Below are 15112 nucleotides of genomic sequence, written 5' to 3'. Positions count from 1 at the left end.
TCCATGTGAGAGGCAGGGCGTCCTCCACCGCCGGCGAATGCTCAGTCCCCTCGGCCGGCTCTGAACCGAGCGCGTGCCCGACTGCTGGAATTCCTACAGGTGTGTGGCGAGGAATGCTGCGGTGATGGCGATGTGGGCGGGTGCGTCGAACTCGGGTCCTTCGTGGCCGGCGCCGCCGAGGACGAGCATCGTGGAGTCCGCGCCCACACCGGTCAACGCGTCGTGTAGGTGTTGGCTCTGGCTGATCGGGGTGATGCGGCCACGGTCGCCGTGCGCGATCAGAAACGGCGGGGCATCGGCGGCCACCCGCGAGAGCGGGCTCGCCCGCCACGACAGCTCGGTGGGAGCGGTGGTCTCGGCGTCACCGATCAGCGCGATCTCGAACGGCGGCGGCAACAGCCTCGACTCGACCGGGGTGCGGCCGGTGTTGGCGGCCAGATCCGAGGGCCCGAACCACGCCACGACGGCATCGACCCGGCTGGAGTGCTCGAGGTGCTCACCGACCTCGCCCTCCAGGTCGGGGTCGCCCACACTGAGCCCGGTCATGGCGGCCAGGTAGGCGCCGGCCGCGGCACCCCACACCCCGATCCGCTCGGTCGACAGCTGCAGGGCCTCCCCGTGGGTCCGCAGCCAGCGCACCGCGGCCTTTACGTCATGGATCGGGTGCGGGAACCTGCCGTGCGGGGCCAGGCGGTAGTTGACCGAGAACACCGCGATGCCGTGGGCGGCCAACCGACGTAACCGGTCATCGGCGCCATCGGTCTTGTCCCCGAGTTGCCAGCCACCGCCATGCAGATACACCACCACCGGCGGTAACTCGACTTCGGGACGGTACAGATCAGCGGTGATCTCACCACCGGCCACCGCAGCAACCGTGACATCGGACCGCACACGCACATCACTCATGACACAACCTTTGCCGGAACAATCGCCTTGAGGTCGAACCCGCAGTGCTCGAGGTCGTTTCGAGATATGTGCGGAACCGCGCTCAGTGCCTTACGCGCGGCCAGATGCACCGAAGGCTGGTTGATCGACTCGACCGCGGTCAGCGCTCCGTCGCGGAGACCGAACGCCGAGAACTTGCCGCGATCGACGTCGCCGACGACGATCGTCTCGTCGACGGCACCGCCGTCACCGGCGATCTGAATCTTGCACTGGCCCTGATGGCTCCAAAACCACGGCAGATCCACGAACGGTGTCGGCGACCCCGTCAACGTCGAGGCCAGTGTGCGGGCCTGGTCGACGGCGTTCTGTATCGACTCTCGACGCACGATCTGCCCCGCATACCGGCACGGAAAGCGAACGCAGTCACCGATCGCCCAGATTCCGGGAGCGCTGGTCTGCAAGAACTCGTCGACGATGATGCCGTCAGCGGTGTCCAGTCCGGCATCGTCGGCGAGTTCGACGCGGGGCCGCGCGCCGATGCCGACCACGACGATGTCAGCGGCGAAGCGCCGTCCGTCCGCGTCGAGGGCGGCGGTCATCTCGCCGTTGCTTCGCTCGATTGCAGCCACGCTGGTGTGGAAGGCGAACCGGATTCCGTTGTCGCGGTGTGACCGGAGGACATGAGCCGTCATCTGCGCCGACAGTGCCCGTCCCAGCGGACGTGGACCGGATTCAAGCACCGTGACCGCTATCCCGAGGTTTGCTGCAGCAGCGGCGAATTCGAGTCCGATGAATCCGGCACCGATGATCACGGCGGTACCCACGTCGGCGAGGCGCCGGTGCAGTGCGGCAGCGTCTTCGATTGTGCGCAGGTAGTACAGGCCGCTTCCATTGCTGCCCGGTATTGTCAGTCGCCTATTGTCCGACCCGGTCGCCAGCACCAAGTTGTCGTAGTCGAGTCGATCTCCGTTCGAACACAGGACCTCATGCTCGGTCGGGTCGATCGCTGCTGCCGACACACCCGGTCGCAGCCGCACGTCATGCCGTGCGTAGAACTCGGGGCCGCGCAAAGGCAGCGGTGCCGGATGATCGTGTGTCAGGTAATCCTTGGACAGCGGCGGGCGTTGGTAGGGCAGCGCGGATTCAGCGCCGAGCATGGTGATCGGCTGCGTGTCGCCCTTTCGGCGTAACGCGTCGGCGAGTTCGACGCCGGCGTGCCCGGCACCGATGATGACAGTGCCGCTCACGTCAGATCTGACTTTCGGGAAGGTCGACTTGCAGTCCGTCGAGCGCCGGGGAAGCGGTCAACTGGCAGCTCAATCTCGAGCGCTGCGGATGGCGCGGTGCGGCCGTGCAGTCGAGCATTTCGTCCTCGTCGTCGCCGACCGCCTGCAGCATGTCGAGGAAGTCTTCCCGTACGTACACATGACAGGTGGCGCACATCGCCTGTCCACCGCACTCGCCGATGATGCCCGGCACCGAAGCGGTCAGTGCGGCTCGAATCACCGAGGAACCGTCGTGAACGTCGAGGGTGTCCACCCGCCCGTCGGCCTGGTAGTAGCTGATCTTTGCCATGGTTGCACTCCTTGATTTTCAGTTGTCCCAGGTAACCGGGAGATTGGTCAATCCGCGGAAAACCCAACCTTCCCAGGAGGTTTCCCGGCGGGAGTCGATACGCAGTCCGGGGAACCGGTCGTAGAGCAGAGGGACCGCGATGTCGCCGACCGACGACCGGGCCACCCAGTGACCGGCACACAGATGTACCCCGCTGCCGAACGCCAGATGCGGTTGCCGGGGTCGGTGGATGTCGAATACCGAGGGGTCACTGGCGAAATGCTTTTCGTCTCGGTTCGCGGAGGCCACGACCACGCCGATCTGGGCCTCCGCGGGAAGCCGCACATCACCGCGCACGACGGGTTTCGTGGTCCGCCGCGGATACATTCCGATCGGCGAGAGCATCCGAACCGCCTCGTCGAATACCGCTGACCACATCGTTGGTTCGGTGAGGACCTCGGATCGCTGTCCCGGGTGTTCCGAAAGTGCCCACACCATGTTGGTGATCATGTGCTGGGGTTCGTTCATCCCGCCGGTGATGGTCAGTTTGATGTTGGCCGCCACCACTTCTCGCGGCAATCCGCTGTTGGCCAGCGCCGAGGTCATCGATTCGTCCGGGTGCCGTTGGTAGTGGGGCAACAGGGAGTTGAGCAGGGCATCAACCTCACTGCCCGCCCGTTCGCATCGCAGCCAGATGTCCGGGTCGTCGAGTACGTTGCCGGTGCCGGCGACGAATGCGTGCGACCAGCGGCGCATGTCCGCTACATCGACGTCGGGCAGGCCGAGAACGTCGATCAGGTTCTGTGACGCGACAGGGGAGGCGTAGTCCCGATTTAGTTCTGCCGCATCCGGACCGATCTCGGCAAGCCGGTCGAGGTATCGGTGGGCGTTTCGGGTGAACAACTCGGCCCACCTGGCCTTGATCATCTTCGGGCGAACAGTCGGGTTGATCGTCGAACGTTCGGCGGCGTGCTCGGGGTCGTCTTTGCGTACCATCGGCTGGCCGCCGAGGGCCCGCTTCATCGACGCGCTCTGGCCGGCGACATCCGCGCTGTAGGTCTGCTGATCGCATTCGATTGCGTGGCAATCGCGATAGGTGGTCACCAGGTACCGGTTGAGCGCCGGTACCCACGCAATCGGTGACTCGCGGCGAAGACGCTCATAGGTCGGATACGGGTCGGCCACTAACGCCGCGGGTTGCACCCAATCGGCGACGAGCGCGTCATGGCCGACACCCGTGCCGACCTGGTCGCGGCCCACTTCCGGCGCCAGGAGAGCGGCTCCGGTCATTGGACATCGTGGGCTCTGGACGGCGGGATTGGTCATTGGTGGTCTCCATATCGCTGGTGTGCTGATTCACATCTGCCGATGAGACAAGTCCACGTCATAGAGAACTTCTTGTAACGTGGTTAAAGACGGCAAAGTAATTCGCAATTGCGGAGGATAGGTGTTTCGATGGCGCAATTGACGCTCCGGCAACTCGAGCTCATCTCGGCACTGCCCCGCTACCGCACTTTGTCCGAAGCGTCGGCGGCACTCCATATTTCAGAATCTTGGCTCTCGCAGTCGGTCACTGACGTCGAACGCATCGTCGGTGAACAACTCTGCGTCCGACGAAAGGCCAAGGGGCTGCGGATGACCCCGGCCGGTCAGTACTTCGCGCGGCAGGCTCGTCAACTTGTCGACGGAGTGGCCTCGCTGGTCGGCGATCTGGCGGCAACCACCGGCACTATCAGCGGCCCCATCCGCATCGGCTGTTACGAGGGATTCGCGGACACGGTGCTCCCGCCGGCGATTGCCTACTTCGACCGGGCCCATCCCGATGCGCAGATCGACATCACGGTCGGCGGTGACGATCGCCTGCTTCCCGAATTGGCAAATGGTTCATTGGATTTCGCAATCCTCTACGACATGTTCCTGCCCGCGGACCTCAATCGGCAGATCATCTACCCAACCGAGGTCATGGCGGCGCTGCCGGCTGATCATCGACTGGCGTCCCGCGCCGATATCGAGCTTGCCGAGCTTGCCGACGAGCCGCTCGTCTTGCTGCAGACCGCACCCAGCGAAGCGAACACACACCGCATCTTCGCCGAGCACGGTGTTCGTCCGCGAGTCCGAATCGCGGTGCCCACAGTTGATCTCGCTCGCTCGCTGATCGGTCGCGGGGTCGGATACGGGTTTCTGATGGCACGGCCGAACGCAACCGACACGACGGCAGAAGGCCGCCGCTTCGTCACCCGGCCGCTGCGGCCGTCCGCTGGGCGTACCAACGTCGTCGCGACCTGGCCCACAGACATGACTCTGAGTGCCCGAGCCCAGACCTTTCTCGATCAACTCGTGGCGAGTATGGCCGATACTGACTAGGTCAATTGACGCAACGCTTGATGCCACAGGTGCATACTGCTTTCGCGACGGACGGCCCTGCCGTATCGATGACTCGTTGCCTAGATTGAAAAGCTATGGGAATCAACTCATTGCACTGCTCGGATGGCGCCCTGACGGGGATGGCCACAATGCGATCGACGGACTCGAGCGGGGCGCGCATATGAGCGCACCTGCACTGCGCGCTGAGACGCCCGTTATGCTCGACGGCCGAGCAGTCGCGAAGGAGATACGGCGTGAACTCGCCAGCCGTGTGGCACAACTGTCTGCTCGCGGCGTTGGCGTCGGTCTCGGAACGATCTTGGTCGGAGATGACCCTGCGAGCAACGCGTACGTGGCGGGAAAGCATCGCGACTGTGCCGAGATCGGCATGCGTTCCTTCCGCATCGAGCTGCCGTCGACCGCGACGACAGCCGATGTCGTCGCTGCCGTCGACGAGCTCAACTCCGAGCAGGGGTGCTCCGGATACATCGTGCAACTACCCCTGCCCGCCGGGATCGATCAGGCCGCTGTGCTCGAGCGTGTCGACCCCGCGAAAGACGTTGATGGCCTGCACCCGATCAATCTCGGCCGACTCGTCGGCGGCAAGTCATCTCAACTGCCATGTACGCCGCGGGGGATCATCGAGCTGCTCAGACGCTACGACATCCCCCTCGCCGGGGCTGAGGTGGTCGTGGTGGGCGCCGGTCTCACAGTGGGGCGTCCGCTGGCGCTTCTGCTGGCCCGGGAATCGTCCAACGCGACCGTGACATTGTGCCACAAAGGAACCCGAGACATCGACAAGCACCTACGCAAGGCGGATATCATCGTGGCGGCCGCGGGCAGCCCAAATTTGATCCGGGCCGGCAGTATCCGTCGGGGAGCTGTGGTCGTCGATGTCGGAATCACCCGCGTCGACGGGGCGATCGTCGGGGACGTAGCCGCTGATGTCCGCGGTGTCGCAGGCTATCTCACGCCGATGCCCGGCGGGGTCGGCCCGATGACCCGGGCCATGCTCATGGTCAATGTCGTCGAGACCGCTGAACGAGACGGGCTATAGCGGCGGCCGCATGTTCGCAGCGTGAGCATCAGGGGGACGCGCGCGTACGAGTCAAATGACTCATCGACGTGGAGGCATTTGCCCGCGTGATCGGAGACATAAGCAGGGTGTGGGCCAACAGGTGACACACATTGCCTAGAAATCGGTAGGCGTACGGCACGACGTTCGACGCCATTCGTCAACACCAGATAGGACGAAGACAATCATGAACTTGACAATTGACGGAATGCGAACGCCCCCAGAGGTATACGCCTGGAGCCGATTCGGGCAACCCGAGTACACCGATTGGCTGGACGAGAGCCTCTCGTGGAAGAACACGTGCTACATCGGCGACTGGTCATTTCTGTGGCAACATCGGTTCACTGGGCCCGAAGCGATTCAACTGTTCTCCGACACGTCCGTGAACAGCTTCGCCAAATTCGCCCTCGGGCAGTCCAAGCACCTCATCCACACCAATCGCGACGGCAAGGTCATCCACGAGGGTGTGCTCTCCCGGCTCGGCGACGACGAGTTCATGCTGCACGGCCGCGGCGGCTTCTGGGTCAGCCATCAGCTCAAAGAAGGTCAGTACAAAGCCGACGTCGAGCAGGACGACTGGTTCATTTACCAGGTGTCAGGGCCCAACTCGATCGATCTCCTCGAAAAGGTCGGCGCCGACAATCTCCGCGACACCCGATACATGTATCTGACACCCACAACGGTGGCCGGCCGCAAGATCTGGGCGCTTCGGCAAGGGATGGCGGGGGAGATCGGATTCGAACTACAGGGGCCGAAAGAATTCGCCGGCGAGATCTACGACGCGATTGTTGACGCCGGGCAGCAATTCGGCATCCGAAAGCTCGGCGGCCGAGTGGCGATGATCAACCACCTCGAGGCGTGCTACCCGACGATCGCCACTGACTACATCCCAGCAATCTTCGACGACGAGATGGCCGGATACCTCGAATTCTTCACGGCGTCGATGCCCTCTTTCGCGCAACCCGCGTATATCGCCGGTAGCTACGACGGCGCGGAGATCGGCGAATATTACCGCAGCCCAATCGAACTCGGTTGGGGCCGGACCGTGAATCCCGATCACGACTTTCTCGGCCGCGATGCTCTGGTCGAGGAGAAGGCCAATCCGCGTCGGGTGATCCGCACGCTGGTGTGGAACGCCGAAGACGTCCAAGACGTCTTCGCATCGCTCTTCCGGCCGGGCGAGCACTACCCGTTCATGGAGATGCCGCGCGATCAACGCGGCTTCATGTGGGCGGACAAAGTCCAGATCGGCAACCGGCTGGTCGGTGTCGCCACGTCACGCGGCTACAGCTACTACTTTCGGCAGATGCTCTCGCTGGCCACCATCGATGTCGCGGACAGCGAGGTGGGCACCGAAGTCGACGTCTACTGGGGAAACCCCGGCGGCCCGCAGAAACGCATCCGGGCGACCGTCGCACCCGCTCCTTACAAGACCGACAACCGACGCCTTGACCTCACACGGCCCTGACGTACACAGGGCATAACCGGCAGAATGCGATCCGCACCAATGAACACGTCGTACATCTTGACCTTTTCCTGCAGTGACGAACCCGGCATTGTCAGCGCAGTGTCGACAGCACTGCTCCAGCTCGGATGCAACATCCTGGATTCTCAACACTTCGACGACCCACTGACCCGACAATTCTTCTCTCGCATCGAATTCAACGTGGTCCGAGGCGGACTCCAGACGTCGGACCTGGCCGTCGGCCTGACGCCGGTGCTGACCTCGTTCGAGGCCAACTGGACAATCAAGAGTGCCGCCGACCGTGCTCGCGTTCTGATCATGGCGTCCAGGCTGGACCACTGTCTAGTTGACTTGCTCTACCGATGGAGAACCGGCGAGCTGGAGATCGACGTGGTCGGCGTCGTGTCCAACCATCCCCGCGAGGTGTACCAGAACGTGGATTTCGGTTCGATACCTTTCCACCACCTCCCTGTGACGAAGGAAACCAAAGCCGAGCAAGAGGCCAAACTTCTCGCCCTCATCGACGAATACACCGTCGACCTCGTCGTGCTGGCCCGCTATATGCAGATCCTGTCTGACGATCTGTCACATGCGCTCGCCGGCAAGTGCATCAACATCCACCACTCGTTCCTGCCGGGCTTCAAAGGCGCCAAGCCTTACCATCAGGCTCATGCCCGGGGAGTGAAGCTCATCGGGGCCACCGCCCACTACGTCACCGGCGATCTCGACGAAGGTCCGATCATCGCCCAAGACGTCGAGTCGGTCAGCCATCGAGACACACCAGACCAGCTGGTGCGTAAAGGCCGTGACATCGAGCGGCGGGTACTCGCGAGTGCTGTGCACCATCACGTGACCGGACGCGTCCTTATCAATGGCGGCACGACCGTGGTCTTCCCCGACTAGGTCGGGGGCCACCAAACCGTCACCGCCACTGGACGAGTCAGGGCTGGACAAGTCCCTCGCGCACCGCAGCCAAGGCGGCCTGGGTCCGCGACGTCAGGTTCATCTTTGCCAGAACATTGCCCACGTGGGTTCGGGCCGTCCGCTCGCTGATCGACAACTCCCTGGCGATCTCCCGATTGGACAACCCGCGCCCAACCAGGGTGAGCACTTCGCGCTCCCGGTCGCTCAATGCTCGCAGGCCTCCGCTTGGTGTCACCATCTGCCGAGCGAGCTGGCGCGCCACGGCCGAATCGAGGAACACTTCGTCGCGTACCGCGGCGCGGATGGCTGATTCAACCTCGCTGGGATCGGCATCCCTTGAGCAGATATCCAGAGGCGCCGTTGGCCAGAGCGGCGTGCACACGCTCGGACTCACCGAAGCTCGTCAGCACCACGACCTTGACGACAGGAAAACGTGTCGTGATCTCACGCGCCGCCTGCACTCCATCCATTCGCGGCATCATCAGGTCAAGCAACACCACATCCGGGAGTTCGTCATGAGCGGCCATTGCCGCCATCTTGTCCAGGGCATCGATGCCGTCGCCCGCCTCGCCAACAACCGAGATGTCCTCCGTCGTCGACAGAAAGCTCCGGATACCGCGCCGAACCACCGCATGGTCGTCGATCACCATGACCCGAATACTCGTCCGCTCATCATCTATCATTCGACCGTGCCCCTTCTCGTCGCCGACGGCGACAGACGGGCATGTACTCGGGTACCCGCACCGTCCACATTCTCAGTGATATCGACCTGCCCAGACCAGCGTGCAACGCGCTCACGCATCGATGTCAGCCCGTATCCACCGGTGATCGACCGCAGACTACCCGGGCCCACCCCGTCATCAACGACATCAATTGTTGCGAAGTTCGATTCGAGATTGAAGGCGATGGAAGCCGAGACGTTCTCCGGTGTCGCGTGCTTGACCGCGTTGTAGATCGACTCGGCGACAATATGGTAGGCGTCCTCAACGAAATCCGCGTTCGTCTCGGGCAACAGTGCGCTGACGACAAGCGTGAAACGGATGTCCACGTTTCGTGAGATCTTGTCGATCAAGAGCTGCAAAGCCGCTCGGAGGCCGATCTCGGCGGCGACCGAGGGCTGCAGCGCCAGCACGATGCCGCGCAGGTCCTGCTGCACAGCTTTGCTGGAATCTGCGATGTCGTCGGCGATCTCAGCGATCCGTTCGCGCATCGGAGCAGGTAGGCCCTCGGCCATCGTGCCGAGCGCGCGGGACTGCATGCCGATGGAGAACACCTGCTGGACCACCGAATCATGAAGGTCGCGAGCCAGTTTCTTTCGCTCATCGCGCCGAACGGCTATCCTGTCCCGTTCGAGAAGTGTCGAATAGTCAAGCGCCAGTGAGGCTTGCTCCGCCATCGCGGTGAAGAAGTCGAGAGTCACCGGGCCCGCCTGAAAGTTGGGCTCCATGTACACGTTCAATACGCCGATGCCACGGCCGCGCACGATCAGGGGCGTGGACACGAAGTCCTGCCACTCCAGCTGCGAGATGTAGGCGTGCAGCGGTTGCCACCGTTGGTCAGCGAGCATCGTCGCCTTACGATCTGGGTACACGATCTGTCGTCCGGAATCCATCACCTCAAAGGTGGCGAGCGTCGCTCCCCGTTCGTGTGACGCCATGAGCAGCTCGAAAAAGGTGTCGACCTCATCGAATCCCGCGGAACCCATCACCTGCAGTCGTCGGTCAACCGGGCTCACCGTGATGAACTGGGTGCCGGCCACCCCCTCCGATCGCTGCACCTCTCGAGCCATCGCGTCCAGAACGGTCGCGATCGACCTCTCAGAAGCCGTGGCCGCAGCTGTGCGCGCCAACGCGGCCACCCGCTCCTGCCGCCCAACCTGCTCTGTGACATCACGAAACGACACGACGACCCCGTCAGACACCAGCGCACCGACTTGATAAGCCACAACCCGGTAATCGCCCTGACCGGTATCCCAGAAGACGGTTCGCTCGACCGCGCCGCTGTCGCTCGGATCGCCACCGACCTCGAACGGCCCCTGCGCCCCGATGAGCTCATGGGGGTTGGCAGCGCCCAGCAGGCCGGCACCTGACGCGTTGATCCACACGACGATGCCAGCCTGGCAGACTACCGCAACGCCGACGGCAAGCGCATCGAGAATGGGATCGATCTCCACTCCGGACATCATACGGCCGTCAGCCAATCGGAGGATGCGATCGCCGGTCCGCGAGGGCGATGTCGTGTGCTGCATAGGTGACGTCGAGGGTGAGTCCCCATTTGGCCTGATTGGGCTCCGAGCGGCGGGCGAGGGCTCCGCTGTGAGGAGGAGCTCGGCGTCACGTGTCGACTCGCGCATCTGAATGGCGATGCGCGAGAGGGGTGTTGCCCACTGCGCTGCCGTGCGCGTCAATATGTGTCTCGATCCGGGCGCTGGACACATTGATCATAGGCCTGCCCAGGACCTTGTCCACACCTGCTCGCGACGAGCCGTTCGGTGGCAGAGGTAGGCGCCGACGTCGGGTTCCGGGACGTCTCGCACTTCAGCAGGGTGTTCCGGCGGTTCGTGGGTATCAGCCCGTGCCGATTCCGGGATGGTCACGCCGAGGCGGACGCGGGCTGACCGGACGTCCGAGTACCTTCCACCTCCGGGCCGGCGTCCGAATTCGGCGACGTGTCCGGAGATGGCGCCGAGTAGCGCTCCACCCGGTCGCTACCCTTCCAGCCGAGTCCGCAGTTTGGACTCGGTGTGCCGGATAGCCTGCCCGACAACAGGTTCGATCACGGCTCCGAATGCGCGGCCGGCGATGCCACCGGGCAGTGTGTAGGTGAACTCGACGCTCACCTCGGTGCCGTCCTCGGCGTCGGCGAAACTCCACACGGTACCGGCGTTGAAGCCCTTGACCGCCTGCAGGCGCACCAGTTCGTTCTCGGTGAACTCGGTGACCTCGACGGTCGACGTCAATGACTTCGGACCGAGCGTCATGGCCACCGCGAAGGCCGCACCCGGCCCGTAGGTGGTCTCGGTGACCGGATCGAACGTGCTGACCCCGAACATCCACTCGGGCACTGTCCGATGGTCATTCACATAGGCAAACGCATCTTCGCGTCGACAGTTGACCACAGCACTGTGTCGCACCACCCCCACGGCAGCCTCCTTCGAATCGTCGGCGCCACGCTGCGGCACCCCCGTTTTCAATCCCCGCCCGACCGTATCGCGTTTGGCGGGGCATGGCACGGGTGCCCGGCCCGCCGGGACGCTCCTATGGTTTGTCAAGGGCTTGTTGTTAGGCGGCCTGAGCTGGGGTTTCGGGGTGTGTTTGGGTGTTGTGTTTGGGGTTTTCGAGCAGGGTGAATAGTTGGCGGGCGATGTAGGTTTTCAGGCAGCGGCGGATCTCGGGGCGGGTTTTGTTGCCTCCTTGTTTGCTGGCGCGGCGTTCGACGTATCGACGGGTGTTGTCGTCGTAGCGCATCCGGCACACCGCGATGGTGTGTAGCGCCCGGTTGAGTTGGCGGTCGCCGGAGCGGTTCAACCGGTAGCGGGTGGTGGTCTGGCCGCTGTTGGCCGGGATGGGTGCGGCGCCGGCGAGCATGGCGAACGCCGCGCGGGAGTCGATGCGTCCGGGGTGACTCCACGCGCACAGCACGACCGCAGCGGTGATGGGCCCGACCCCGAACACGTCGAGGAGATCGGGCCGCCACGCGGCGACGATCTGCTTGATCTGCTTTTCCAGATCGTCGGCCTCGGCACGCAACGTCTGGGTGCGTTTGGCCAACTGCCGCAAGGCTCGGGCGATGGTGGCGGTCTGTGGGTCCCACTCGTTGCGGACCCGCAGTTTCGCTGCGCGAGAAACGATGTGGGCGGTATCTGTCTCGACGCCCAGGCGCTCGCGCAGCACGTCGGGAGCGGCGATGGACAGGTTGAACAACTGCCGGGCACCGTCAGCGGCACCGTCGACAGCCGATCGCCGCACACTGAGCAGCGTCGAGAGCGCATCACGATCACCACCGCACCGCGGTGTGCCCAGGCGGGGCCGGGCCAGGGCCTCACGCGCGGCCCGGACCGCATCGATCTCATCGGTTTTCGCGCCGTGACGACGCTTGGCCCGCTCCGGACGGTCGAGTTCGACGACGATTTCACCACGCTGCTCATCCATCAGGAACCGGGTCAGACCGGCACCATGAATGCCCGGGCCCTCGATCGCGAAGAACCGCGCCGGCGAATGCCGGTCGGCGAACGCGAGCACCTTGGCGTACCCGTCGGCATCGGCGCTGACGGTCACCGTGTCGAGATGAGCGCCAGTGCGGGCATCCACCGCGGCGGCGACATGCTTGTACACGTGGGTGTCTACACCGATGACGACCTCGACCATCTCCCGCAGATCAGTCACACTGGTCATGCGTTCCTCCTAGGATGTGGAACCGACATTGATTGGTTCCGGTCCAGGCAGGCGAGTCGGCAGGACTGAGGATGGGACACGTGACGAACGCGGCTACGTTCACACGGTCAAGCTCCTGATCAGGCCAGAAAGCTCGCCCACCTGGGCCGGGGCCGATGATCATCGTTGGACAAGTCCAGGCAAAGGCACACAGCCAGTCTCGATAAGAGTCACAACGATGACCATCAACCAACAGCCCATCACCTCCGAGCTGCACACTCAATACTCACAGTCTCGATACGTCGGCTCGCTGCCGCTCGCCGACTACTCGACCAGCCTTGACCGACCGCTCTTCCTCCAGCGTGCGAGCGTCAATCTTTCGGTCTGTGAGGGAGTGGGCGTGCGGGCGGCGACTTTTCGGTCCCTGAGGAGCGAGCTTGCGAGCGGTGACTTCTCGGTCCCTGAGGAGCGAGCTTGCGAGCGCCCCTCCGGTCCCTGAGGAGCGAGCTTGCGAGCGTCCCCCGGTCCCTGAGGAGCGAGCTTGCGAGCGTCCCCCGGTCCCTGAGGAGCGAGCTTGCGAGCGGTGACTTCTCGGTCCCTGAGGAGCGAGCTTGCGAGCGTCACGAAGGGCCCTTCGTGACGGTCCTCCGCTAGCGCTCCGGACCTCCTCAGGGACCGGAGGGCCGGGGATTTTGGCGCGGCTCCGGACCTCCTCAGGGACCGGGGCGGCGCGGCTTTGGACCTCGTCGAGGGCCGGGGTGTCAGCCGGACCCGGACCTCATCGGGGAGCGGGGCTCGTCGGCCCGGAGGGTCAGCTACCCGCCTTCGAGGTGGCCCGGTTGCGCGCGGGCGCCTTCTTGGCCGGGGCCTTGCCGGCGCGGGCCCGCTTCGCGGGTGTCTTCGCGCCGCTCTTCTGCTCCTCGATGAGACGAGCGGTGTGGTCGAGGATGCAGTTCAGGCCGTACTCGAAGTTCTGGTCGTCGGGGGCGCCGCCGACCCGTCCCTTGGCGGCGGCCTCCGCCAGCATCGGCGTCTGATCCGGCGTGATGACCAGACTCTCGTAGTAGGCCTGTGCCGCTGCGTCTTCGGCCTTGTTCTTCTCGTACAGCCTTGCGAGGACGACGGCGCCGCGGACGTGTAGCTGGACCGCCGAATAACTGTCGTAGGCATCCTCGAGGGACAGACCCTCGCTCATGAGGTCCTCGACGATCCGCTCGATCTCCTTGGCGCCCAGTTGAGCGTTCTTCGGGCCGAGCGAGGAGCGGATCAGGATGAGGTCACACAGGATCGGGTTGCTGCGGAACACATCGTGCATCGCGTGCGCGTGCGCGTAGAGGCGATCGCGCCAGTCGCCGTCCGTCGGCCGCATCGCCGCGGTGAGCTTGTAGCGCTCGATGGCGCGATCGGTCATCGCGTTGAGCAGGTCGTCCTTCTTGCGGAAGTACCAGTAGATACTCGTCACGCCGACACCGAGATGCTTGCCGAGCAACGGCATGCTGAGGTTGTCCACCCCGACCTCTTCGGACAGCTCGAAGGCACCGTTGATGATGTCCTCGGGATCGATCGATCCGCGTTCCCGGCGCTCGCGCTTCGGGGCGTTCTCCTTGCGTGCCACCTCGACCCACCTCCTGACCTGCCCTTCGTGGCTCGGCTGGCGCCTCGCACCTCAGGGACCGTGTGTGGTCGCTGGGCCGCGCAGCTCAGCAACCGTGGTCGCTGGGCCGCGCAGCTCAGCAACCGTGGTCGCTGGGCCGCGCAGCTCAGCAACCATGGTCGCTGGGCCGCGCAGCTCAGCGACCGTGTGGCTACTGGGCCTTGCGGCTCAGCAACCATGGTCGTTGGGCCGCGCGGGCTCAGGACCGTATGGCGGCCACTGTATCGCATACGGGATCCCCTGTCGGGGTGACGACATCCGACACGGCGCGCCAGATGTCGGGGGTCAGGATTCGAGCACCAGCGCGGCGGACGGGCAGTTGCTCGCGGCCTCGCGCAGAACCGATTCCGGCGCGCCCGCGGCGGCCGTCTCGTCGATGTCGACAAAGCCGTCGTCGTTCACCTCGAAGACATCGGGATCGGTCGCCTCGCACAGGCCGTGTCCGACACATCTGTCGGTGTCGACAGTGATCCGCATCGAGGACCCCCTTCCGTCATGGCCGAGTCGGCCAATCGCACTTACTGTATGTGCAACGGTAGAGGCGCGTGCGGAGTTGCGTCAATGCAGTCGAGGTCGAGCGGACGTCAGTAGGCCATGAACAGGATCTCGTCGCGGCTGTAGTCGTGGTCGGGATGGTTCTCGGCGAGGTGCTTCTTCACCTTCTCCACCAGGTCGTCCTCGTCGGTGCCCCTGATCGCTTCGCCGCACGGGCAGGTCAGTCGTGTCTTCATGAGTACAGACTATGCCGACGGATGCCGCCATTGACAATACTGGATAGATTACGGTAAGCACATCGACATGTTCTGGAACCTTCTGGG

The 15112-nt window shown here is 64.1% G+C and carries 17 protein-coding genes; 5 read left to right on the top strand and 12 right to left on the bottom strand.

Going from position 1 to position 15112, the window contains the following annotated elements; all coding sequences use genetic code 11:
* Window positions 1-93: 93 nt before the first annotated feature.
* Genes ACVT6V_RS01465 through ACVT6V_RS01450 form a run of 4 tightly spaced genes read right to left on the bottom strand, consistent with a single transcriptional unit; the run spans window position 94 to window position 3729 of the window.
* The gene (locus ACVT6V_RS01465) at window positions 94-906 is read right to left on the bottom strand and encodes an alpha/beta hydrolase fold domain-containing protein (RefSeq protein ID WP_489898048.1); all 813 of its coding nucleotides are present in this window, start codon (window positions 904-906) and stop codon (window positions 94-96) included.
* Window positions 903-2132 (bottom strand): NAD(P)/FAD-dependent oxidoreductase, encoded by a 1230-nt coding sequence (locus ACVT6V_RS01460; RefSeq protein WP_489898047.1) that lies wholly within the window; start codon window positions 2130-2132, stop codon window positions 903-905. The genes ACVT6V_RS01465 and ACVT6V_RS01460 overlap by 4 nt, the downstream gene beginning before the upstream one ends.
* A gap of 1 nt (window position 2133) precedes the next feature.
* Complete coding sequence (locus ACVT6V_RS01455; protein ID WP_489898046.1) at window positions 2134-2460, bottom strand: 2Fe-2S iron-sulfur cluster-binding protein; 327 nt, start codon at window positions 2458-2460, stop codon at window positions 2134-2136.
* Window positions 2461-2478: 18 nt separating this feature from the next.
* Entirely contained in the window at window positions 2479-3729 is a 1251-nt protein-coding gene (locus ACVT6V_RS01450; RefSeq protein ID WP_489898045.1) for a cytochrome P450, read from the bottom strand.
* A 165-nt stretch (window positions 3730-3894) separates the two neighbouring features.
* Here ACVT6V_RS01450 and ACVT6V_RS01445 point away from each other — a divergent pair, with 165 nt between their 5' ends.
* From ACVT6V_RS01445 to purU, 4 genes are all read left to right on the top strand, one after another.
* Entirely contained in the window at window positions 3895-4803 is a 909-nt protein-coding gene (locus tag ACVT6V_RS01445) for a LysR substrate-binding domain-containing protein (RefSeq protein ID WP_489898044.1), read from the top strand.
* A gap of 181 nt (window positions 4804-4984) precedes the next feature.
* Window positions 4985-5860, top strand: a complete 876-nt coding sequence (locus ACVT6V_RS01440) for a bifunctional methylenetetrahydrofolate dehydrogenase/methenyltetrahydrofolate cyclohydrolase (protein WP_489898043.1) — start codon at window positions 4985-4987, stop codon at window positions 5858-5860.
* 226 nt (window positions 5861-6086) lie between these two features.
* Window positions 6087-7346, top strand: coding sequence for a hypothetical protein (locus ACVT6V_RS01435; RefSeq protein WP_489898042.1), 1260 nt, complete (start codon window positions 6087-6089; stop codon window positions 7344-7346).
* 24 nt (window positions 7347-7370) lie between these two features.
* The gene (gene purU / locus ACVT6V_RS01430; protein ID WP_489898040.1) at window positions 7371-8246 is read left to right on the top strand and encodes a formyltetrahydrofolate deformylase; all 876 of its coding nucleotides are present in this window, start codon (window positions 7371-7373) and stop codon (window positions 8244-8246) included.
* A 37-nt stretch (window positions 8247-8283) separates the two neighbouring features.
* Here purU and ACVT6V_RS01425 read toward each other — a convergent pair whose 3' ends face one another.
* From ACVT6V_RS01425 to ACVT6V_RS01415, 3 genes are all read right to left on the bottom strand, one after another.
* Window positions 8284-8505, bottom strand: coding sequence for a response regulator transcription factor (locus ACVT6V_RS01425; protein WP_489898039.1), 222 nt, complete (start codon window positions 8503-8505; stop codon window positions 8284-8286).
* A gap of 73 nt (window positions 8506-8578) precedes the next feature.
* Entirely contained in the window at window positions 8579-8917 is a 339-nt protein-coding gene (locus ACVT6V_RS01420; RefSeq protein WP_489898038.1) for a response regulator, read from the bottom strand.
* 29 nt (window positions 8918-8946) lie between these two features.
* The gene (locus tag ACVT6V_RS01415; protein ID WP_489898037.1) at window positions 8947-10440 is read right to left on the bottom strand and encodes a GAF domain-containing sensor histidine kinase; all 1494 of its coding nucleotides are present in this window, start codon (window positions 10438-10440) and stop codon (window positions 8947-8949) included.
* 297 nt (window positions 10441-10737) lie between these two features.
* On the opposite strand from ACVT6V_RS01415, the gene ACVT6V_RS01410 reads away from it, so the two are divergent.
* A complete protein-coding gene (locus ACVT6V_RS01410) occupies window positions 10738-10884 on the top strand; it encodes a helix-turn-helix domain-containing protein (RefSeq protein WP_489900674.1) in 147 nt (48 codons plus the stop codon).
* A gap of 90 nt (window positions 10885-10974) precedes the next feature.
* On the opposite strand, the gene ACVT6V_RS01405 is transcribed toward ACVT6V_RS01410, so the two are convergent.
* From ACVT6V_RS01405 to ACVT6V_RS01385, 5 genes are all read right to left on the bottom strand, one after another.
* The gene (locus ACVT6V_RS01405; RefSeq protein ID WP_489900673.1) at window positions 10975-11400 is read right to left on the bottom strand and encodes an SRPBCC family protein; all 426 of its coding nucleotides are present in this window, start codon (window positions 11398-11400) and stop codon (window positions 10975-10977) included.
* Window positions 11401-11548: 148 nt separating this feature from the next.
* Complete coding sequence (locus ACVT6V_RS01400; protein ID WP_489898036.1) at window positions 11549-12661, bottom strand: IS110 family RNA-guided transposase; 1113 nt, start codon at window positions 12659-12661, stop codon at window positions 11549-11551.
* 790 nt (window positions 12662-13451) lie between these two features.
* On the bottom strand, window positions 13452-14255 hold the full coding sequence (locus ACVT6V_RS01395) for a TetR/AcrR family transcriptional regulator (protein WP_489898035.1): 804 nt from the start codon (window positions 14253-14255) through the stop codon (window positions 13452-13454).
* A gap of 324 nt (window positions 14256-14579) precedes the next feature.
* Complete coding sequence (locus ACVT6V_RS01390; protein ID WP_489898034.1) at window positions 14580-14771, bottom strand: ferredoxin; 192 nt, start codon at window positions 14769-14771, stop codon at window positions 14580-14582.
* 107 nt (window positions 14772-14878) lie between these two features.
* Entirely contained in the window at window positions 14879-15025 is a 147-nt protein-coding gene (locus ACVT6V_RS01385; protein ID WP_489898033.1) for a DUF1059 domain-containing protein, read from the bottom strand.
* Window positions 15026-15112: the final 87 nt, after the last annotated feature.

Source organism: Gordonia sp. LMA167 (assembly GCF_058130025.1).
The sequence above is the reverse complement of the archived record's forward strand: the minus strand, read 5'-3'. Positions and strand labels throughout refer to the sequence as shown.